The sequence below is a fragment of the Candidatus Harpocratesius sp. genome (genome assembly GCF_054039255.1).
On the sequence record NZ_JBPLBG010000031.1, the window covers coordinates 118,027 to 140,231 of the forward strand.

Consider the following 22,205-nt stretch of genomic DNA (forward strand, 5'->3'; position numbering starts at 1 on the left):
CAATTGAGATACTTAGTACTACTATGATCTTAAGTCGATATAAATTATTGCTCAAAAATATTAAGAGCAATAAATTTGATATAACTGATCAATCTCTTGGCGAAGTTGAATTTCTCTAATTTGCAAGTTTAATAATTCAAGAACCTTTTTAAAATTCAATGTAATAGTTTTATAGTCAATATCTGAAAATCGCTCCATTTCATCCCGTCTAATTTGAAAATCTTTCAATCCATTTTTTATTTGTACTTCTAATTCTTGAATAGTATTGATTAATATTTTAGATTGTGTTTCGTTGTATTTTCTCATTTTTCTAAGGTTTTTCATTATTGAGACAAACGTAGATTCCCATAAAGCATAGCGATTTTCATATGCACGGCCAAGTTGTATGAAAAAGATTTCTAAATCTCGCCACAAATTTCCAGTTGGACGTTCATTAGCAGGAATGGAATCTTTTTCACGTAAAGGAGAATCTTTTAGATGAAGTTTTTTAATTTGGCTAATATCAAGTTCATCTAATTTTGGCTCCGAAATAATGGTAATTTTACTTTTCAATTGTGGAGCGCCATCGGTATCAATAGTATGAAGAAGATCTTTTAATTCTTCCTTTTGTTTCTGTTCTTCAATTTGCTTTTTAATATTGGAAGATTGTTTTCCATTGGGATCGTTTAATGATTCAGGAGGCTGATCAGACATCTTCTGTAACAATTATGAATTTCTTAACATATATTTGTTCTTATCTTAAATTAACGCTCAATTTTATTATTGAATTTGAGATGGATCAAATTTATATACAAATTTCCAGTTATTTTTTAGCAAATTATTTAGTTTCCTGATCTTTGGAACAATTGATGAAAAGTAGGATATTTCATGGCTGTCACTTCCAATTACCATAGGTATATCTTCCAATCGAAAATGTGCAAGTAAAGATTCCTTTGGAAAACTATCTTGCCATTGATATCTGTATCCGCTGAGATTTATCTCCATAAAGGTTTTTGTTTTGTCGCATAACCAGGCAATGTCGAATAGATAACGTCTATAGTTATTTTGAATTTCCTTTGATAATGTTGAAAATGAAACGAAACGAAAAATAACGTCAGGATGTGCAATAACATCAAAACGTTTAGAGTCAATCATCTCTTGAATCAGTTTAAAATATCGGTCAATTAAAGATTTAAACTGAACTTGGTTCTGAATTAATGGTTGAATGTTTTTCTTAACTGTTATTGCACGAAACAATTCAATTTCATGAACACTTCCAGTTATATAATCAAATTGTGAATAATAATCATCCAAAAATTCCCAAATACGATCTTGAATACTAGGGTGATAACTTACCTCCAATCCTAAGGAAAAATGTTGAAACTTGCTTTTTAAATCATCAAATTCTTCCAAATAGTTATCTATTGTGTTAAGATTTAATTTCCAAGAACCCAAATCAGCATATTTTGGAGGTCGATGAATGTAATAACCAATTTCAAAATGATCAGCAAAACCGATATGAATTTTATATCGTTCAGATAGATTTAGCCATTTAAGTGCAGAAGGACCATTTAAATTATCTTGGCTCCAATTAGTATGAATATGTAAATCATGATCCCATTGAGGTGTTAATGATTCAAATAAACGAAATGGACGATGAGAAATTTTATTTGTTGGTGTCATAATCATCAACTTCTTTTAAGAAATAATCTAAATTTGCATATTTATGAATTTTTTCTGCTAGAACGGGCCCTATTTGATGGATTTTTTTCAGATCTTCAGGTGAAGCATTGAAAAGAGCGCGTAGAGTCCGAAATTCGCGCAATAAATCTTGTGCTCGCGCTAAATTTATCCCAGGAATTCCTGCAACAATTTGCTCTAATTGTTTATCCAATTGTTTAGGTATTTTTTTAAATCGAATAGAAAAAGATTTCGAATTACTTTTTTGCTCTTTGAGGGCAAGAGCCCTAATCATTTCAGCTGAATCATGGGCATCTTGAGTTTGAACTAGAAAAACTTGAAATTTTAGCATAATACTTGTCAAAGTGCCTAAGATTGCAGCTCGATTAATACTTATAATTTTGTGATAATTTCCTTCCAAAAGAAGAATAGGATGACTGAATTGATTACGAAGACGACGGACTTCATCAAATAAACGCCCATCTTTAATTGAATCAATAAAATCTTGAATAGATTTACGTTCAATGCCACAACGTTGAGAAACAATATAATCCCCCACAGGTAGAGTCTGTAAATCGATGTCTACATTCATTTCTGATAAAATTCGTGTGATAGGCGATGCTGTTTCACGAGAATCTACTAATATATATGGAGTTTTTCTTTGTTCTTTTAAAGAAAAATCTGTATTTTTAGAATGAATATTTGTGTCTGAATCAGAAATATTAACTGATCCATTTTCTTTTAGGCGATTTAGTGTATGATTTTCTTCAAAATGTATCGATGGAGTAATTATTAAAGAAGAAGGATCTTCCGAATTTTTTATGCTCTCATTAGAGTTAATTGAATCTTGAAGATCATGCAGTTCAGGTGAATTTTGTACGTATCTTAACAGACTATTCTCTTTCTTTAACTTTGTATTTTTAAATTTCTTTGAATCTTGCTTATTAGTATTCGAAAATTTATTCATTTCATATTGGAGATCCTTAAGAATTCTTTTCATTTCTTTCTCCCTATGTCGTTCTGCCCAATAATAGGCATCTTCTCTTGTTCCTTTAGTTTTCAGAATGATTACCTTTCCTGCAGAATTACGACCCGTCCTTCCACGGCGTTGAATTGATCTAATTTCACTTGGAATTACATCAAAAAAAATCACAACATCACATTCTGCAATATCAAGTCCTTCTTCAGCCACTGAAGTTGCAACTAAAATATTGTAAATACCAGTTTTAAAATCTTGAAGAATTTGTTTTTGCTCTTTTTGGGATAAACCTTTTTCTTTTCCCTTACTTTGTTGGCCAACAAATCTCATTGCTCGAAACAGTGGTACCTCATTGATTTTTTCCACTAAGATTTTTACTGTATCGCGAAACTGACAAAATATTAAAATTCGAGAAGTATCACTTGATTTGAATTGATTGTGTAGTATTGAACTAAGAATTTTGAATTTAGGATGAAAAATCTTCTGTTCTTCCAATTCTTGTGCATGTTGCATAATCTTATTCATTGATTCTGAAGTAAATAATTCTCGAAGAGAAACTCCACCTTTACCTGCTTGTACTTTTTGCATGTTTTTTTCTAAATATTTAGTTAAAGCGCCTAAACCTTGAGCTTCAATCAATTCTTTCATGTGAGATATTCTTATTGCATTCGATAGTAATTTTTTACAATAAAGTAATCGAGGTAAATCACCTTGATTGTAATTTCGAGTTATTAGAAGATCTAGCTCTTTTCCAGCACTTAGAAGATCTTTTCGATTTATTTTTGATATATCTCGGGATTCAATTAACCCATTCTTCTTTAATTCAGATAAAATTTGTTTTTCCAGCTGATTGAGTGTCTCTAATATATCCTTTAATTCATCAGGCAGTTGTACTTCAATCCATTCAGTAGAAACATTTTGAATGTAAGGTTTTACATCTAAATCTGATTCTGTCCGTATTTCTACAGTATTTAGATATAAATTTTGCATAACTTCCATTATTTTCTCGCGATTCTTACCTGGTGATGCAGTCATAGCTAATATTTTTCGATTTGAAACAATTGTATTTTGCCAGTATTTTTTTGCAATGAAAGTATAAGCATAATTCCCCACAGCACGGTGTGCTTCATCAAATATTACTAAAGAAACATTTTCAAATGAGAATCTTCCTGAAATTAGATCATTCTGGACAATTTGTGGAGTTAAGAATAATGCACGTATCGAAGACATTTGATATAATAAAGCTCGTTTTTCAGGTGCTATTGATCCAGTAATAAGAGGGAGCTGTTCGGGCTCAAATATGGTCAAATCACAAAATAATTGCTGATGTTGTTCAACTAACGGGCGCGTTGGAGCTAAAAAGACTACTTTTGTATTAAGATCCTTCCATTGATGCAAAGCTAATAACAAAGCAATAATAGTCTTCCCCAATCCTGTCGGAATCACAACCAAACAATTGTTACGGGCACATGTAGCAAATATTGCTTGCTGATATTTCCGTTTAATTACCATATTTGGTTTTAATAAAGGATGATTTACATATTGAGTATTTGATGATGGTATCGGAGCGAGCAAGATTATGACCTTAATATCACTAATTTTTCAACCTTTTAATTTAATAGGGCGATACTGCTTTTTTAAAAAAATATAAATACTGCATTAACCAACGGTATTGTAATAACCTCATCAAATTAAAATTTAAATTATTAGATGATTGGTTAATTCTTGATATTCTCAAAAAGGAGGATTAAATGCAATGGCTAAAAAAACAACAAAAATGAAGAAAAATCCAAAAACTAAGCCAAAAACGACTGCAAAAAAAACTGCAAAAAAAACTGCTAAAAGCAGAACTAAAACAGCAGTTAAATCAAAAGTAAAAACGAAACGCACATCTGCAAAACAATCAAAAACATTCATCTCAAAAGCACCAATACGTAGATTAATGCGTGAAGAAGGCGCAAGATTGGTTAGTGATGACGCTTTAGCCATCTTGATTAAAACTTTAGAAAAACATGCAGTTGAAACTACTAAAAAAGCAATTGAAATCGTAAAAGATGATCGAAGGAAACGAATTACAGCCAAAGATATCACTTGGGCAACTCGAGCATAGATTTATATCATGTAACTCAATACAATAAGAACTACAAGCATTTAGTAGATATTCTTTCACTTTTTTTTCTTTATTGATTTACAAATGTTACAAAAAATTCTATTATTTTCATTCATTTTCTAATGAAGTGATTAATTTATGCAAATTCGCAATTTTTCAATGGAATACTATCATCAAGTATATCAATTGTGGGAATTGGGAAAATTATCGCTCGGAATGTCCGACACACATGAACATATTCAGCGTTTTGCAACCAAAAATCCCGATTTATTCTTAATTGGGCTCATTAATAATCGTGTTATTGGTGTAGTTATGGGTGCATTCGATGGTAGAAGGGGTTATGTTCATCATCTAGCAGTACATCCTGATTTTCGAAAACAAGGTATTGGATCAACTTTGATGAAGGAATTAATGACTCGATTTCAAGCCCAACATGTTGAAAAAGTTCATTTATTTGTAGAACGTTCAAATGCAGGTGTAATTGCATTCTATAAAAAACTAGGATGGTTTATTCGAAATGATCTGGAAATGATGAGCATTATTGTAGTATCATCTTGAAAAACTTTCTGTATATTTTCTGGATTTATTACAAAAATATAATCTTTTCAAGTTTAAACATAAAAGATATTTATGAAAGTAAGATGCGCTTGGTGTGGTAAAATTATTCAAGAAAATTTATCTAATCCAGAAGACTTACAAATTTCTCATGGAATCTGCCAAGAATGCATTTATAATTTAGAATATCATAAAATTCCTTTGCAAGATTTGATTGATTCATTAAAACCTCCCATTTTTATTGTAAATGCTAATGGAAAAATTGAAGCTGCAAACAAAACAGCTCAAAATGAACTTAAAAAACCAATTTCAAAGATTGAAGGAAAACTAGGAGGAGATGTAATTGAATGTGCATATGCAACATTACCTGGTGGTTGTGGAAAAACAGAACATTGCAGCGGTTGTGGTATTCGCAATGCAGTAAATTATACATTTTCAACTGGAAAAGCTAAGCACGATGTAAAAGTTTATCAGTATTTTCAAACACCACATGGTCGAAAGCACGTTGAATTGACACTCAATACAGAAAAAGTAGGAAATTTAGTTTATTTACGGATTGACGGTCTATCTAAAAAAGAATATGAATAGGGATGGAGAGAATCGAACTCTCGATTTCCACGGTGTGAGCGTGGCGAAATAACCACTAGTCTACATCCCTAAGGGATATGTTGCTAAAAATAGAACTTCTTTGAAAATAAAAATGGGAGATTCCATAAAAAATTAACGAGGCGACATATAAATTATCATGTTTTTCTTTTTACAAAAATACTTAGTAATTTTCATTTACCAGCCATGAGACCGGGATCATCTGATAAGAACCATCAGGCATGCTACGACGGATTGTAATGGGCAGTACCTTATTATCGAGTTCATAAGCGGCAATTTCAATTGGATCGGTTAATTCTGGAGGGATTTCTGTAAATGGACTTGCTTGGAAGCTGATCTGGAGTGCTCGAGCACCTATAATACGGGATCGTTCATATCTGGTTATGAAAATACTTCCTATTTTAATTTTTCGTTCCGCTTCTATATATTCCTCATATCTTTTTAAAGTTCGACTCACGGTATATCATCCAAAATGTAGTAAATAAATTAATCCGCCATATAAAAAAAATTTTTTGATTCTGGTGCATTTTTACTTTTCAAATACGTTTCGAAAAGAGAAAAATGGGAATTGATTACTGCACCATGAAATTATTTTAGGTGGGAAGCTTTAGAATTTTATGGAATGGACTCGGAAAAAAATCCTTATGACAATTCTTTTTGTAGCGATTCTGATTTTATCTGTTGTTGTAATGTATTTTGTTATTGTAGATGAAACCTTTTTATTTCGAATTATCAGGGAATATTTTATTTTACCTTTATTGCGAATTGGTCCTTGGGCAGCAATTGTCTTTTTATTTCTGATGGTAATGCAGAGTTTAATTGCTCCAATTCCTTCAGAATTAATATTATTATCAGGTGCTATGATTTTTGGATTCTTATGGGGGACTGTTTTGGGCGTTATTGGCTCTATTTTGAGTGGAACAATTACCTATTATGTATCCAAACAAGGAGGAAGGACTTTACTTGAAGTGGCGGGAGAAAAAATGTCAATGGCTCAAAGAATGATAGTTATAATGGACGAATGGATTGAAAAATGGGGTATTTGGGCAATTATTGTTGGTCGTGCTGTGCCAGTTATTATGTTTGATCCAGTATCTTATGCTGCAGGTATATCAAATATTAAAGCAAAACCTTATACAATAGCCACTGCAATTGGATCAATCCCAAGAGCTTTATTTTTCTCATTGTTAGGTATTAATTTACTTGGAGGACATGATCCCAGTTATATAGCTCAACTTTCTCAAGCTGAAATCACTACAGCATCAAGTCAATTTAATATAATTTTCTTTGTGATTTTTGGTGTGCTGGTTGCCATGCTTGTATTCGCGAATATATTGTCTTATATGAGGGAAAGTGCAAAAAAAAGGGGAAATAATATAAATAAGAATACAGAGAATAATAAAGATAAGAATACAGAGAATAATATAGATAGCAATAAAGATAACGTAAATCAAAATAAAGATAGAGAAAACAGTGCTTAATTTAAATTTGAAAAATATAGATAGAATTGCCAATCAAACGAAAGAAGAAATTAAATAAAGAGAAAAATCTTAATCTATTGAAGAGACATATTTAAAGAAAAATCAGCAGAATGAAAAAATAAATATTATCAAAATATAATTCAATCGAGATAATAATAAATAGAAATAATAATCAATCAAATAATAATCAATCAAATAATAATACTTAACCTCACTTGATTGACAGTGTTCTATAATGAAAAAATCTAAACGCCCCGTTCCCTATGGACAATATCCATCTGAAGAAATTAGATTGAAAAATGGAAAACGCGCCATTATTCGGTTATTTAAAAAGACAGATTTAGAAGGAATATGGCAGAATTTTAATGATGTTGTAGAAGAAGGTATTTATTTACCAGTTTACACACCTGTAAAAACAGAATGGGAGCGTATCTCGTGGTACCATGATATTCGAGATGAAGGAAATATATGTATAGTAGCAGAGAATCCATTGATACGCACACCGAAAAATATCATAGGTCAATTAACAATTGAACATATCCCATGGGAAGCTGCAGCACACGTAGGTCAATTAGGCATTATTGTCCAAGATCATTATCGAAATCAAGGTATAGGCTACAAACTAATTCAATATGCTGCTAAATTAGCCCGTCTGATTGGAAAACAAAAACTCATTCTTAGTACATTTACTTCAAATAATATGGCAATTCATCTTTATAAAAAATGCGGATTTCATTCAGTAGGAATTTATCACAATCAATATTTTATTAATGAAAGATTTCAAGATGAATTGATGATGGAATGGTTTCTTGACTAAAATCTAATTTTCAACCTTTTTTTTCAATCTTTTATATATTTCTTTTCAACTTTTCCGAAAGAATTCTGGTTCTAGTGGTAAATGATTTGCTAAAGAAAGAAAAGTTTCATCCACACCCTCACCAGTCATACTGCTGGTAAGAATTAACTTTTCTAAATGATATTTCTGAATTAATTCTTGATAGGTTGTAATCTCAATCTCATCACCTGCTAAATCCTTTTTCATTCCAATCAAATATATTGGAATATCAGGTACCACCTCACGTATGATTTCTACCCACTCTTCGAGATTGATATAAGTGCTCATTCGAGTAAGATCAAAGCATACAGCCCCAGCATTCGAACCTCGCACATAATTTTGAACAACGAATCGAAAACGAGCCTCTCCTCCAAGATCCCAAACTTGCAACGTCACATCTCTTCCATCTGAGGTTTTCAGGGTTTTTACTGCATGATTTACACCAATTGTCATTATCATATTAGGATTAAACATACCAGTAACAAATCGCTCAACAAATGTTGTCTTACCTACGCCACCTTCCCCTGCAAAAAAGACTTTCATGACGGGGATTTGGGAAGTATTGTCATTTATTTCTTCTTCTTCATCAGTAGGAGCCATCTTTTTTATCCTCAGTTGGAATATCAAAGCATTATCAATACCGCTATCAAGGAGTTTTGCATCTGTAATAACCTTGATTTCAACATTGATTGTATATTAAAGTATGGGAGCAAGTCCTATAAAAATTCTGTGAATAAAATAATATATAATTAAAAAAAGCGAAATGGAGCATAATAAAAAGAAAGAAAGAGATCATACAAGATTATTATCAATAGTATAAATTGCGAATTATGTGTCTTGTTCTTTTAGATTATGTGGAAAAGCTTATTTTCTTTCTCTATGCAAGGATAATTATGGAAATTCAAAAGATTTCAGAAAAAGTATACTTTCAAGGATTCACAATTATGATAATATTAGTGATTTTTTATCAAATGATGTCTGATTTAGTTGAAGGTATCTATACATTGGATTTATTAAACACGCAATTAGATGCCAAAGCAGCAGGAGTGCTCTTTTTTCTGACAGGAGCACTACTTTGGCTCATTCCTAAACGAAATCAACATTGGTGGATTCGAGGAATTTTTGGAATAATGATGATCTCGCGTGTTGCTGAACCATTTATGAGTCCAACTGGAAAGATTATTAGCGCAGGAATAGCAGTAGGGTGTTTTTGGCTTGGATTTCCCCTCTACTTCAATTTAATTTATAATGAATATGCTTATATGTTCATTAATGAAGTATTAAAAGGAAAAATAAATACCCAAAACGGAAAAGAAACAAAGAAGGAACAAGAAACAGAGAAGAAACAAGAAGCAAGGAAGGAAAAAGAAAAATGGCAAAAATCACCAGATAAAATAACCTCAGAAATTCTTTCGTTTGCTTTAGCATGTGCGTCTTTGTTTATAATATCATTTAGAACTTGGGGTGCAACATTAGATATATCTCTAATGGGGTTTGGACTAATAATTGGATTTCTCTTGGTTATTGGGGGAATCTATTTCATAACAAAAGCCGCTCACACCGAAATGATACTAGATCAAGTTAATGGTTTGACGAATGTGATATTAATGGGAGATTTTAATTGGCGTGAGGATAGTTCGTATTATTCTTCTGTAACTGCAGTTTATCAAGATTCTTGGCGCGCAAAATGGCCGACAGGAATTGATAACGAAGGGATTTCAATGCAATCAACAATTGATCATATCTTTCTCTCACCAACATTCATAGTCGAAAGTGCTCACTATATTCCTAGCCCTCAATCACAAACCGACCACCCTGCCTATTGGATAGAAATTTCATGGTAATGCAGGTATGTAAAGTAGATATGCAATATAGACACCGTTAGTAGGATATCATCACTTTTTTAGAATTTTTTCATTATTTCTTTGAATTTCGTGCACCATTAATTTCAGGTAATAAAAATGGAAAATTTTCCAGTAATAATGCAACAATTTGCTCTACAACTTCAGAATTTTTAAAATATTCAGGAGGGTGGAAAGTAAATTTAAGTTCAAAATGAACTAAAAAGCGTGAAAGCGCACTCTGCAAGATTTTAGAACCAGTATTAGTAACAATTACAGCAGAATAATATTTACCTGCTGATCTAAACATTGATACATCATCTGACATTATAAGATTGATAGAACTTTTAGCTAAAAAAATACTAGTGAAAATTTGATTTACTGTATTCAATAAGGCAGGGAGATTTTTATCAATCGAATTATTTTTCTCATAAATATTTTGAAATTTTGATCTAAAAATAATATTACCGTTGGTATCAGAAATCATAAACATGAATAAATTTGATGGAACTTGATAAAAATGATGAATATCAATTATGTAAACTGCAAGAATCATAATAAAACCAACAATTGGAAGAGCTTTTCCTAATTCAAAGATTACATCTTGAAAATTGTTAAAAACAGAATAATACCAGAAAATATCAGCTAATAATAAAGAACTATATCCAATTGCAATAATTACAAATGTACAAACTAAATAAAGTGCAGTTTTTTTCCGAGATCTAATAAAATTTCTGAAATAAAAAGGAACTGCAATCCCAACATTTACAATTACACCTAAAATATTATATGAAAAATCAGCGATAAACCAAAAAAAATGAACCGCCTGTTCTGAGGCAGGTAAAAAAATAATAAAAATTAAGGAGATTTGTTGAATAATCAGCAAGATAAATGTAATTACAAATAGTGTAAAATTTCGATTCACTGTACGCAAACTCTCAAGGAAAAGATAGATAAAAAATAAAGATAAACCAAAAAACATCAATTCCAGTGCAATTAATTTGCCTGAAGGAATTGAGGGAAAACTAAAATTAAGAATCAAGCTTATAAATGCACCTATAAACATTGCTGCAAATGAAAAAGGAAAAAAAGGAACATGATGTTGGGTTCTTATTGCTTTAAGTATGAAAAGAATTAACAGTCCCCCCAAAAAAAAACTCAACAGTATATTTATTGTAATTTCATCCATGATTTTTCCAACTAAGATTAGAATGTTATTAAGTAGTGAAGTTCCTAAGTATGATTTGATTATATAGAATTCTCAAATATTTCTTAAATTCTAATTAGAATTAAAACTTAAAAGTGTAAAGGATCTTTAATAAAAAAAAAGTAGTTTAATAAAGAGGCTATTCAAATTCAATGGTTGAAGGAGGTTTATTAGAGATGTCATAAACTACTCGATTAAATCCCCGTACTTCATTGATAATTCGAGAACTGATTCGTTCCAATACGTTCCAGTCAATTTTAGCAAAATTAGCTGTCATCGCATCAATCGATTCAACAATTCTTACTGCACAAATATTTTCAAAGGTACGAAAATCCCCCATAACACCAACTGATTTTACGGGGAGATATACAGCAAAAGCTTGCCAAATTTGATTATATAAACCCGCTTTCTTTATTTCTTCAATGACTATTGCATCAGCTTCCCGCAATATATCCAATTTTTCCTTCGTAATATCACCAATGCACCGTACTGCCAATCCAGGCCCAGGAAATGGATGACGTTGGATCAATTCGGAAGGTAAGCCCAATTCTTGGCCTAATTTTCGCACTTCATCCTTATATAAATCCCGTAACGGCTCTATTATTTTTAATTTCATGTTTTCTGGTAAAGTTAAATTATGATGAGACTTAATTTTGCTTGAACTTTTACCTCCAGTTCCAGCTTGTGATTCAACTCGATCGGGATAAATTGTACCTTGAGCTAAAAATTCCACATTTGGATAATTTTCTTCCAATTCTCTGGCTTTTTTTTCAAATACTTCGATAAATGTGTGACCAATAATTTTTCGTTTCTGTTCAGGGTCAGTTACTTCATTCAATCGTTCAAGAAATAAATCAGAAGCATCTACCAGATGAAAATTTGAAAAATGCAAACGATCACGAAACCACTCGCAGACTTGTTCCACTTCATTTTTTCGAAGTAGCCCATTATTTACGAAAATTAAATGCACCTGATCTTGAATTGCTTTTTTTAATAATATTGAAACAACTGAAGAATCTACCCCCCCAGAAAGGCCTAAAATTACGCTTTTATCTTGAACAACAGAACGAATTTCTTTAACAGATTTTTCAATCCAATGTTCCACCTTCCAAGACTGAGAAGCATGGCAGATGTTAAATAAGAAATTCTTAAACATCTTTGATCCATTTTTAGTATGATGAACTTCAGCATGAAATTGAAAAGAAAAAATATTTTGAACAGGATCACCCATAGCGGCAATAGGACAAGTTTCTGTCGAGCCAAATACTTCAAATCCAGGAGGAACTTCCACGACTTGATCTCCGTGAGACATCCATACAGTTTCATTGTGGGAAAGATCAGAAAAAATTAAATCGTTGCGAGTTATAGAAAGAATTGCTTTTCCAAATTCCTTTTCTTCTCTAGCTTCAACTAAACCACCATATTTTTGAGCGATAAGATGATGACCATAACAAAGACCTAATAATGGAATTTGATTCTCATGAATATATTCCCATACAGGATCATTCGGTTTGGGAGCATTATGTTCATAAACTGATGATGGCCCGCCTGAAAAAATAATACCTATGGGTTGAAAAATTTCAAGTTTTTCTCTTGTAACATTGTAAGGGACGATTTCAGAATAAACACCGAGATCTCGGACTCTACGGGCGATTAAGTGAGCAAGTTGTGAGCCAAAATCAAAAACAATTACTGTTTCCATGTAAAGAACTATACGATATAATTGAAAAATTTTCTTATTAATGACATTGTTATTTGGGTGTAAAGAGTAAAAATTCTAAATATAATAAAATATATATTTTATACATAAAATATATATTAAAATAAATAAATGCAAATAATTTGAGTATATAATAGTGAATCAAATAAAAAATTCCTTAAAATATATATTTTAATAATGTTTTATTATTTTTTTTTAATAAATTCATAGTATTTAAGAAAAAGAACAATAAATATATATTTAATTAAAAAATATATATTTTTTGAAAAATCAAATTAATTCAAATTTTCCCATTTATTAATTAGAGATCTCACGTAATTGTGAATTTGATCCAAAATTTTTTTATATCCTTCCCAAGAATCACCATATGGATCATCAATATCACCTTTTGATCCTGCAGCCTCTGATAATGTGAAAATTTTAGGTGCTTCAACAGTTTGATTTGGAGAAGATTTTGGAGTATAATTACTATACATCTTCAGAATTTCCTTTTTTTGGTTTTCTTCCATCACAAGAATAAGATCATGTTTATTAAGAAAACTTAACGAGATTTTTTTTGGTTGAAATCCAATTGTTTCAATATTCATAAGATGAAGATATTGAGCAGAATGAGGAGACATCTGATTTAATACAGGATTTAAGCCAGCAGAATCCACTTTAATTTTTTGAATGCGGTCACTTTGGCTTTGAGATATATAATATTTAAATAAATACTCAGCTACAGGAGAGCGGCATATGTTACCCAAACAAATAACAAGAACTGATTTTGGAATAATATCTTTCGAATTTACACTATACATTTTTATCTGATAAATTTAAATAATTCAAAATATCAAAAATTTTCACTTTTTTCAATTAATAGAAAAATGTTAGAAGTGCTTTTTTTAAATCAAAAAACTTGAATTAATTCATGGATGAATTTAGACGAGAATCTACACCACTAAATGTCTATTTTAAACATGATCGATCTAAAATAAAACTGGATATTCCTAAAATTAAAGAAGATTTAACAAAGATATTTCCTCACGAAAGAATATCTTCAGAATTAGCTGATAAAATTGCTTATGGAAAGGATTATTGGTTAATTGGCACTTTGATGAATCTTCATGGTCAAATTCCCGCTTACCCTGATGTTATTGTATGGCCAAAAACCACAGATGAAATCGTACAACTTGTAAAATACGCGGCAAATCACAATCCTCCCATTCCAATTATCCCTTATGGTGAAGGATCAGGAGTAGTAGGGGGTGCACTTCCCGTATTTGGTGGAATTATTGTAGATATGAAGTATTTTGATCACATTGAGATCAATCCTATAAACATGACAGCTCGAATTGGCGCAGGTGTAAATGGAAAGACATTAGAAAGATATTTAAACGCACATGGATTTCGGATGGGCCATATCCCTCAATCATTGTATACTTCAACTATAGGGGGATACTTTGCTCATAGGGCAGCGGGTCAATTTAGCGGCAAATATGGGAAATTCGAAGATATAGTGAAATCTTTTGAATTAGTTCTACCTTCTGGAGAAATTTTAAATACAAAATTTTATCCCCGAGCCGCAGTAGGTCCAATGATTGACAGAATATTTCTTGGATCTGAAGGTACATTGGGGATAATGACAGCAGTTACATGTAGAATTTGGCCTTTTCCTGAAAAACAAATAGGTCTTTCTTTCGTCTTTAATGATTTAAATCAAAGTTTAGAGGCAATAAGAAAAACGATACAAGGACAGATAAATCCTGCTGTTATTCGAATTTATGATAAATTGGAAACAAAACGTCATTTTGGAAAAACAGAAAAACGATCGAAAAATAAATTTATGGTGGTGTTTGTCTGCGAAGGGCCATCAGAATTAGTTGAACTTGAAGAAAAGGTTGTTCGCAGGAATTGTTTAGCCCAAGAAGGTATAGAATGTGGAGATGGCCCCGTTCAGCATTGGTTTGATACAAGATTTGTAGTAAAAGAATCTTCTGAATATGCACCATATGGATTAGTATTCGATACAATAGAAGTAGCTATTCCTTGGGAACAGGCGAATGGCTTGTACAATGCCGTAATTGAGCAAATTATGAATGTACCTGGTGCAATTATGGCTTCTGGACATGCATCGCATTTTTATACTTCTGGAGTGTGCTTCTACTTTACATTTACTGCAGTGCCGCGAGAAAATCAATCACCTATAGATTTATACAATCAATGTTGGGATACAACATGCGAGACAACACTAAAATATGGTGGAACAATCTCACATCATCATGGAATTGGAATTAACCGCACCCGCTGGATGCATTTAGAACATGGAACAGAATTCTCTTTGTTAAAAAAGATTAAAAAAATGCTTGATCCGAAGAATATTTTGAATCCCGGAAAACTTTATGCAGATCTCACTGAAGAAGAAAAAGAAGAAAAAGAAAAAATAGGTAAAATTAAACCACCAATTAATTTAAGTTATTTTATTACTCAAAAAAATGAATTACAATCAAAGAAAGGAGAAAACAAACATGGAAGTTTTTAAAAAATTAGCAAAATATTCCTGGATGGTTGATATTTTTAAAAAGATGGAAAAAACAGAGCGAACTAATTTTATTACTGGATACAAAAACCGCAAACAGTATTATACCATGGAAGGTATAAAAGCAAATCTAAAAGATTTACTCAAATGTGCAAACTGTCCTAATATGTGTCGCTTTGATTGCCCAACTCTTCAAATAACTAAACGTGAGACTTATTCTCCAGCAAAAAAGGCTCAAATCGCCTATTTCTTTGGTATGAATTATATTCCATTTGAAGAGAAGAGCGCTCAAAATGCATTATATGCATGTGTTACTTGCGATGCATGCCGTGAATGGTGTCCAATGGATATTTCAACAGGTGATCTCTTAGTAGAAATGCGCCAAGAATTGGATCAAAGAAGCTTAGCCCCAGAAGCAGTTTTAGTATTAAAGAATAGGGCAAACAAAAATGGAACGATCTTTGAAGAAAGTCCTTTCCATATGAATTCAGAATTCAATATAAATGACCCAGATCCTGAAGTATTTTATTACATTGGCTGTATGGATATCCAGAATCGACCAGAAACTGTTAGAGCCACTATTCAATTATTACGTCATCTGAAAATTCCCTTTGCAACCAGACTTGATCAACGCCAATGTTGTGGAGGACCAATGTACAAAGCAGGATTTCGCAAAGAAGCGAAAAAAATTTCGACTCAAAATCAGCAACTTCTTAAAAATTTTTCAGGAAAAACTGTGATTACCAACTGTCCTGGATGTTTTGCCACTTTAAATAAAATTTATGACAATTTAGAAACACCAATTAAAATAAAAGTGATTCATTCAATTGAATTTTTCTTAGAAAAAATACAACAAGGTGTGTTAAAACTAGGTAAACCTGTAAATAAAACCATCTGTTTTCATGATCCATGTTTAATCTCACGCAATTCATCTGTGAAGAATTATGTAGCAGATTTTCGAAATCTTTTCAAATTAATTCCAGGTTTAAAATTGCAAGAACCTCTTTTACATGGAAATGAAACAAGATGCTGCGGAATGGGCGGAACATATGCGGTGTCAAATCCTTCGGATGCATTAAAACTGCATATTGATCGTCTTAATCAATTACAAGAAACAAATAGTGATTTAATTGTTTCAGCTTGCCCTACTTGTGAATATGCATTTCAAAAAGCACAAACTGAAATAAAGTCAAATGATACACAAATTTTAGATTTTATTGAATTATTGGCTTTAAGTATAGATCAAAATAAATAAAAAATAAAGAATACAAATTTTTTTTTTCCATTATTCTTCTTTTAGTGTAAATCTCCATGCACAATAATACTCTATGGGATGTGGATCAGGTGGGCAACAAATACACTCTGTTTCAATGCGTGGATCAATAGTTTTAGCAAAAAAACCATACTCCACAATTCCTACAGACTTGCAAGGAAAATCTGGCAAATTCTTTCGATTTCGTGCGGTTTGAACTCTGCAAGCATTCATATGAAATTCACACGAATTTTCGGTGATATTTACTGTTTCTTGTATGTTAATATTTGCATAAAGACGATATTTCAATGCTTCAACCAGACCAGGTATTCCAGGATTATCAGGTAGATTAAGAAATTTTTTAATTCTTCGAGCTTCTATTTGAGTAAATTTTTCCCAAGCAGCAATATCATATTTCATAGCTGTTTCAATATTAGTATCTTTTTCAATAGATTGAAACCACAAACCGTCATGGGCCAACCAATTCTTAGAAAGAAGTTCACAGTAATTAATTAATTGTTCTTTTGTTAATTTTTCTAAATCAGATCGCATAAGTTGAATATTCATAGTTCTTTCAAAAATTTTTTTGAATATTTATCCATTAACACAAAATTATTCTCCATATAATAATCGGATTTTTGTCATCCACTATATTCACCCATTAACACAAAATTATTCTCCATATAATAATCGAATTTTTGTCATCCATTATATTCACCCATTAACACAAAATTATTCTCCACATAATAATCGAATTTTTGTCATCCACTATATTCACCCATTAACATAAAATTATTCTCCACATAATAATCGGATTTTTGTCATCCATTATATTCACCCATTGAAACAAAAAAAAACTTATTCGCACTTAAAATAATGAAATAAAAAATCTTCACTAAAATCATTCTAAAAAAATTTAGGTTCGTTGCACTTATTCGAGATCACTGATTAGTGATTTGGAGTTATATAATGCCATCAAATTTAGGATTTGTTGTAAATTTAGATAATATTTTATTAAATAATTACTGGCGAAAATTCTATTCATATTTAGAATTAGGATGGGATGAAGCATCTATTCAAGATTATTTATCAAAAAAAGAGAATATTATTCAAATTGCCACATTTAACACACGATCTGTTTCTTTTGCGGCAAGTTCTAGGAGAAATAGGTTTTATGAAGTTTATAATCGAGAAAGTATGTTGGAACAAGATGTTGCCTGGGAAGGAGCTATTGAATCAATTAATAAACTTACAAGTTCATATCAAATTTTTGTGATTTCATCTAGATCTAAATCATTAGAAGAAAAAACTCGTGAAATAATGCAGAATTTGGGCTTTCCACTAAATGATATGGTTTTATTTTTCAAAAAACCAACAGATAAATTATACATTTATAGGAAAAAAATGATGGAAAAAATAGTCGAAGTATGTCCAAAAGGTGTCGGGATATGTTTAAATCCGAGTGATCGAATGATTTTTGATCGTTTTTCTTACTATCCAATAGCGTTTACTTCCCAAAAAAATCCAGAAGATTTTCAAGATTCATTTGAAATTATATGTAATTCATGGTCAGAAATATTAACAAATTTGAATATATAAAAATAAAAAAAAAATAAATGAGAAAAAATGAATATGCATCGGCTTTCGAAAGAAGAACGTTTAAAAAAACTAGCTGAATTAAAGCGTCAAGAAAATGAAAAACAGAAATCAATTGATGCTGCAGAAAAGCTATTAGATTTAGCTAAAAAATTTGCAAATCAAAAAAAGTTTATCGCTGCAGGGGAAAAATACTTAGAAGCAGCAAATTGTTTTTATAAAATTCAATGGATTGATCAAGCAAAACTTCTTGAAAAAGAAGCAGAAAATATGAAAAAAAAGATGGAAGAATATAAAAAAATCACATATAGACTTAAAGAACAAGAAAAACAAAAAACACAAGTATATGAACAAAGAGCTGCTCAAATAATTGCAAAAAAAGAAGAAAAACGAAAATTAGAAGAAAGAGCAAAACATAAATTAACCCCAGAAATGCAAAGAAAATATGAAGAAGCAGAATTTGTTTTAGCAAAAGCCCAAAGAAAAGAAAAACAAGGAAAGTTTAAGGGAGCAATCCAAAGATACAAATTTTTAATAGAATTATATGATGAACTTCAATTTCCCAACGAGAAAATCTCAAAAATCCAAGAAAAAATTAAAACACTACAATTTAATTTAAAATAATCACAATATATTCAACATATGAGATTTTTAACAGAATGATTTTTTAATGATTCATATTTATTTTTCCATTTCAGATAGATCGAATAAATCATTGTTTGGAATAGTATATTTATTATGGCAAACAGGACAAGAATTATATTTTTCGATCCACCATACAGCACAAGTATAATGGCTTAATGACCCGCAAAACTCACATTTAATAAAATGATCTTCAGCTACATTAACAGTTTGATGACAAATAATGCATTTTTTAGATTCTAGTCCTGAATCTTTAAGTAATTCTTCAAGTTTTTTAGAAAATTTCTCTCGCTCTTTAAGATATCTCGATTTTACTTCGTCAATTTTCTGTAATTTAAGATCAATTCTTTCGAGTTGTTTTCTTAAATCGGTTTCTGACATCTTTTCTGGTTGGATTAAATCCAATGATTGGATGATTGAAGAAGAATTAGGTGTTGTATACCCAGATAAATTTTCGAAAAAGTCTTGTTCAGATTGTAGAACTGATTGATACTTGTTGAATATTGAAGTTAAAGTGTTCCTAATAGTAAAACTTGCTTGATTGATAATACTTTCAAACTTTTTAGTCCATGTTTCCATTAATGAATAAACATCTATTTCCTTTTCTTGATATTCTTTAAATGTAGAATTAATTTTTTCTTGAATATTAAGGAATTTTTCTTTATATTGAGATATTTTATTAACCATTTTTTCAAAATCGGGCAAATTTGATTCTATAAATGGAATTGTCTGAAGTTGATAATTACGTAATAAGGATTCTAATTCAGTTATCGAATTTTCTATTTTTTTTTCTAATTCAATCTGATTTTTATTTTGGCGAAGAGTCTGAGTGTATTGATCAAAATCTTCAATTGTACGCGCAATTTCCCCTCGAATTTGTCCAATCTGCTCTTTAATCGAATCAACCGATTTATTTGCTTTGAAAAAATATTTCTTGTAATCTGAGATCCAATCTTCTAGTTTATTTATAACAAAAAATATGGAATTACTTAGTGTTTGAAGTGATTCACTTGTTGCTACAAGATCTCCTTCATAATTTTTAAGAAATTCCTCTTGTTTTGCCTGTAGGTGGGAATTAATTATGTGTCGAATTTCTTTTAATCCCAACTCTTTTGGGTTTTCGAAATTAATACCAATCTCATGGATTTTGCATAAATCTTGAAAATATTGACAAATATAAGAAGATATTTTTTGTTCGATCTTCTTTTGAAGCATTTTCTTTTCTTTTGATGAGATTGAGTTGGTATTGTCATCAATAAAAAGAATATGATTTTGAACTAAAAATAAGCAAAACTCACAAAAAAGAGAATTATATTGAAAAATAGCGATTTCTTTATTGAATGAAGAATTCATTAAATTGCCCCATGAAATGGGTAAATTTTTTTGATTTTGTAAATTGTGGATTAATTCCTGTAAATATCGAAATTCATAAAAATAGAGAAAAACAGAGTTTTTTTTGTCAGATAAAGAAATTAGGGGATTTATAATAGAGACAAAATCAAACCAAATGGAAGCAGGATGATTATAGATTGTATCTAAATTTCCTAATGAGAATAATTTTGAATAATTATCTTTTTTTGATTTTTCATCAGAAATATCTATATTCCAAATTTCTTTTAATTTGTTTCTTAATTCCTCTGAATATTCGATCAAAACAAGCAATATCTGAGTGGTTTTTCCAAAAATATTAGATTTTGATAATTTAATCTTTATAGATTTAATTTTACGAGAAATATTCGCAAGCAATATTTGCATTCGATACATTTCAATAGAAAGTGCAATAGGAATAAAATGAAATTCATTAGGTTTCCTTTTTAATGAATCAATAAATGTCTGGATTGACTTTAAAAATTTTAAATAACGTTGCCAATCTTTAGGAGGAAAATTTTTTTCAATATTTTTTATAATGGATAGATCTGAGATTATATTTCCTTTTTCATCAAAAACTGAATCTATTTGCTCTTCAAATTGTGTAAAGAATGAATACTTATTATTAAAAAAATTTAATTGCTCACGTTCCTTCATACTAGTTCGCACTAGTGGAAATGATCCATAATAAAAGAACTTTAATGATATTAAGAAGCATTTTTCACTATATCTTAAAAAAAGAACATTATCATATTATCAAAAATTATTCATTTTATTGGAATAATAACCATTGGAAATGTAAAACTGATGAAAATAAGTAATTTCTCAAAGAAGATTTCTGGCATCCTATATGCTTTAATTGTTTTAATTGGGAATGGAATACATCCAATTATTAATAATTCACGACCATCCTCATTAGAACCAATTCCATTTGTGCTAATGATGTCTTTTTGGGAATTTATAATTTGTCTACCTTTTGTTATTTTTGAAAGAAAAAATAAAAAAAATGTATCTAGCAATAATTTTCTTAAAATAAAGGAATTAAACGATAAAATGAAATTTAGATTAATTTCAAAATTAATAGTAATTGGAATTCTTTTTACAGTAGCAGGTTTTTTCTATGTAGAAGGAATGAAAAAAGCAGGAGCAATTCCCAGTTCAATCGCTTTAAAATCATCTCCAATTTATGCATTAATAATAGGCACAATTTTTTTAAAAGAAAAAATTTCCTTTCCCCAAATTTTCTTTACAATTCTAATGCTAACAAGCTTATATTACTTAGGAACGAATGGAACATGGTATATTGGCCAATTTTCAATTTGGTTTGGTGTTCTTCTTTTAGTTCCATTACTATGGATCATAGGTCATTCGTTAACTAAGCCATTACTTGAATCACAAACAATCTCACCTTTTCAAATAATACTAATCAGAACAGGCATTATGGTACTCATATTTTTCTTCTTTTCAATAATAATTTATGGATTTTCCAGCACAGTGATTCGATTAGTTGAATTTTCTATGTTAAAATTTAGCTTTTTTATGGGAATTACATATTTCTTTATGCATTTCTCCTGGTATAATTCAATATCAACAATTTCAATCTCATATGCAAGCGCATTGGTAACTCCATCACCTATCATTACTGTAGTGTTAGCAACTATTTTTTTAGGAGATTCTTTCGAATTTTATCACTTAGTTGGATTGATAACAAGTATAATTTGTTTGTATGGCTTAATATTGATAAATCACTCAAGTAATAACTTAAGTGTTAACAAGATAAGGATAATAAAATTAATTAATATAAAAAAATATAAAAAAAATTGATAAATTCCCAGT

At 30.4% G+C, this 22,205-nt stretch carries 21 protein-coding genes and 1 tRNA gene; 11 read left to right on the forward strand and 11 right to left on the reverse strand.

Annotated elements, in window-relative coordinates:
- Positions 1 to 60: 60 nt before the first annotated feature.
- From ACXLDF_RS06560 to ACXLDF_RS06570, 3 genes are all read right to left on the reverse strand, one after another.
- Positions 61 to 693: a hypothetical protein gene (locus tag ACXLDF_RS06560; protein ID WP_457557701.1), complete on the reverse strand. Its 633-nt coding sequence runs from the start codon at positions 691 to 693 to the stop codon at positions 61 to 63.
- Positions 694 to 759: 66 nt separating this feature from the next.
- A complete protein-coding gene (locus ACXLDF_RS06565; RefSeq protein WP_457557702.1) occupies positions 760 to 1,662 on the reverse strand; it encodes a histidinol-phosphatase HisJ family protein in 903 nt (300 codons plus the stop codon).
- Positions 1,646 to 4,213 (reverse strand): DEAD/DEAH box helicase, encoded by a 2,568-nt coding sequence (locus ACXLDF_RS06570; protein WP_457557703.1) that lies wholly within the window; start codon positions 4,211 to 4,213, stop codon positions 1,646 to 1,648. Before ACXLDF_RS06570 ends, ACXLDF_RS06565 begins: the two co-directional genes overlap by 17 nt.
- Positions 4,214 to 4,394: 181 nt before the next feature.
- On the opposite strand from ACXLDF_RS06570, the gene ACXLDF_RS06575 reads away from it, so the two are divergent.
- The 3 genes from ACXLDF_RS06575 (at position 4,395) to ACXLDF_RS06585 (ending at position 5,891) form a co-directional block, all read left to right on the forward strand.
- The gene (locus ACXLDF_RS06575) at positions 4,395 to 4,748 is read left to right on the forward strand and encodes a histone (RefSeq protein WP_457557704.1); all 354 of its coding nucleotides are present in this window, start codon (positions 4,395 to 4,397) and stop codon (positions 4,746 to 4,748) included.
- A 138-nt stretch (positions 4,749 to 4,886) separates the two neighbouring features.
- Positions 4,887 to 5,306, forward strand: a complete 420-nt coding sequence (locus tag ACXLDF_RS06580; protein WP_457557705.1) for a GNAT family N-acetyltransferase — start codon at positions 4,887 to 4,889, stop codon at positions 5,304 to 5,306.
- A gap of 72 nt (positions 5,307 to 5,378) precedes the next feature.
- Positions 5,379 to 5,891 carry a hypothetical protein gene (locus tag ACXLDF_RS06585; protein WP_457557706.1) on the forward strand — a complete coding sequence of 171 codons (513 nt, stop codon included), beginning with the start codon at positions 5,379 to 5,381 and terminating at the stop codon, positions 5,889 to 5,891.
- Here the strand turns inward: ACXLDF_RS06585 and ACXLDF_RS06590 are convergent.
- Positions 5,889 to 5,961: transfer RNA gene (locus ACXLDF_RS06590), tRNA-Val, on the reverse strand. The two genes, ACXLDF_RS06585 and ACXLDF_RS06590, sit on opposite strands and share 3 nt — an antisense overlap.
- A 111-nt stretch (positions 5,962 to 6,072) precedes the next feature.
- Positions 6,073 to 6,366 carry a DNA-directed RNA polymerase subunit K gene (locus ACXLDF_RS06595; protein WP_457557707.1) on the reverse strand — a complete coding sequence of 98 codons (294 nt, stop codon included), beginning with the start codon at positions 6,364 to 6,366 and terminating at the stop codon, positions 6,073 to 6,075.
- A 160-nt stretch (positions 6,367 to 6,526) separates the two neighbouring features.
- Between ACXLDF_RS06595 and ACXLDF_RS06600 the strand changes: the two genes are divergently transcribed.
- Both ACXLDF_RS06600 and ACXLDF_RS06605 read left to right on the forward strand, forming a co-directional pair.
- Positions 6,527 to 7,390 carry a TVP38/TMEM64 family protein gene (locus ACXLDF_RS06600; RefSeq protein WP_457557708.1) on the forward strand — a complete coding sequence of 288 codons (864 nt, stop codon included), beginning with the start codon at positions 6,527 to 6,529 and terminating at the stop codon, positions 7,388 to 7,390.
- 235 nt (positions 7,391 to 7,625) lie between these two features.
- Complete coding sequence (locus ACXLDF_RS06605; RefSeq protein ID WP_457557709.1) at positions 7,626 to 8,207, forward strand: GNAT family N-acetyltransferase; 582 nt, start codon at positions 7,626 to 7,628, stop codon at positions 8,205 to 8,207.
- Between the two features lie 45 nt (positions 8,208 to 8,252).
- Here the strand turns inward: ACXLDF_RS06605 and ACXLDF_RS06610 are convergent, their stop codons facing one another.
- Positions 8,253 to 8,825, reverse strand: coding sequence for a Rab family GTPase (locus tag ACXLDF_RS06610; RefSeq protein WP_457557710.1), 573 nt, complete (start codon positions 8,823 to 8,825; stop codon positions 8,253 to 8,255).
- Between the two features lie 293 nt (positions 8,826 to 9,118).
- Here ACXLDF_RS06610 and ACXLDF_RS06615 point away from each other — a divergent pair, with 293 nt between their 5' ends.
- On the forward strand, positions 9,119 to 10,069 hold the full coding sequence (locus ACXLDF_RS06615) for an endonuclease/exonuclease/phosphatase family protein (RefSeq protein ID WP_457557711.1): 951 nt from the start codon (positions 9,119 to 9,121) through the stop codon (positions 10,067 to 10,069).
- Positions 10,070 to 10,142: 73 nt separating this feature from the next.
- Here the strand turns inward: ACXLDF_RS06615 and ACXLDF_RS06620 are convergent, their stop codons facing one another.
- From ACXLDF_RS06620 to ACXLDF_RS06630, 3 genes are all read right to left on the reverse strand, one after another.
- On the reverse strand, positions 10,143 to 11,255 hold the full coding sequence (locus ACXLDF_RS06620) for a hypothetical protein (protein WP_457557712.1): 1,113 nt from the start codon (positions 11,253 to 11,255) through the stop codon (positions 10,143 to 10,145).
- A gap of 157 nt (positions 11,256 to 11,412) precedes the next feature.
- Positions 11,413 to 12,975: a glutamine-hydrolyzing GMP synthase gene (gene guaA, locus ACXLDF_RS06625; RefSeq protein WP_457557713.1), complete on the reverse strand. Its 1,563-nt coding sequence runs from the start codon at positions 12,973 to 12,975 to the stop codon at positions 11,413 to 11,415.
- Positions 12,976 to 13,268: 293 nt separating this feature from the next.
- Positions 13,269 to 13,793, reverse strand: a complete 525-nt coding sequence (locus tag ACXLDF_RS06630) for an arsenate reductase/protein-tyrosine-phosphatase family protein (protein ID WP_457557714.1) — start codon at positions 13,791 to 13,793, stop codon at positions 13,269 to 13,271.
- 110 nt (positions 13,794 to 13,903) lie between these two features.
- Here ACXLDF_RS06630 and ACXLDF_RS06635 point away from each other — a divergent pair, with 110 nt between their 5' ends.
- Both ACXLDF_RS06635 and ACXLDF_RS06640 read left to right on the forward strand, forming a co-directional pair.
- Positions 13,904 to 15,514 (forward strand): FAD-binding oxidoreductase, encoded by a 1,611-nt coding sequence (locus ACXLDF_RS06635; protein ID WP_457557715.1) that lies wholly within the window; start codon positions 13,904 to 13,906, stop codon positions 15,512 to 15,514.
- A complete protein-coding gene (locus tag ACXLDF_RS06640) occupies positions 15,501 to 16,766 on the forward strand; it encodes a (Fe-S)-binding protein (RefSeq protein ID WP_457557716.1) in 1,266 nt (421 codons plus the stop codon). Before ACXLDF_RS06635 ends, ACXLDF_RS06640 begins: the two co-directional genes overlap by 14 nt.
- A gap of 30 nt (positions 16,767 to 16,796) precedes the next feature.
- On the opposite strand, the gene ACXLDF_RS06645 is transcribed toward ACXLDF_RS06640, so the two are convergent.
- The gene (locus ACXLDF_RS06645; RefSeq protein ID WP_457557717.1) at positions 16,797 to 17,315 is read right to left on the reverse strand and encodes a DUF6125 family protein; all 519 of its coding nucleotides are present in this window, start codon (positions 17,313 to 17,315) and stop codon (positions 16,797 to 16,799) included.
- Between the two features lie 417 nt (positions 17,316 to 17,732).
- On the opposite strand from ACXLDF_RS06645, the gene ACXLDF_RS06650 reads away from it, so the two are divergent.
- The gene (locus ACXLDF_RS06650) at positions 17,733 to 18,362 is read left to right on the forward strand and encodes an HAD family hydrolase (RefSeq protein ID WP_457557718.1); all 630 of its coding nucleotides are present in this window, start codon (positions 17,733 to 17,735) and stop codon (positions 18,360 to 18,362) included.
- Positions 18,363 to 18,395: 33 nt separating this feature from the next.
- The gene (locus ACXLDF_RS06655; RefSeq protein WP_457557719.1) at positions 18,396 to 18,983 is read left to right on the forward strand and encodes a hypothetical protein; all 588 of its coding nucleotides are present in this window, start codon (positions 18,396 to 18,398) and stop codon (positions 18,981 to 18,983) included.
- 57 nt (positions 18,984 to 19,040) lie between these two features.
- Here the strand turns inward: ACXLDF_RS06655 and ACXLDF_RS06660 are convergent, their stop codons facing one another.
- On the reverse strand, positions 19,041 to 21,026 hold the full coding sequence (locus ACXLDF_RS06660; RefSeq protein ID WP_457557720.1) for an RING finger protein: 1,986 nt from the start codon (positions 21,024 to 21,026) through the stop codon (positions 19,041 to 19,043).
- Positions 21,027 to 21,176: 150 nt separating this feature from the next.
- Between ACXLDF_RS06660 and ACXLDF_RS06665 the strand changes: the two genes are divergently transcribed.
- Positions 21,177 to 22,193 carry an EamA family transporter gene (locus ACXLDF_RS06665; protein ID WP_457557721.1) on the forward strand — a complete coding sequence of 339 codons (1,017 nt, stop codon included), beginning with the start codon at positions 21,177 to 21,179 and terminating at the stop codon, positions 22,191 to 22,193.
- The last annotated feature ends 12 nt before the right edge of the window (positions 22,194 to 22,205 follow it).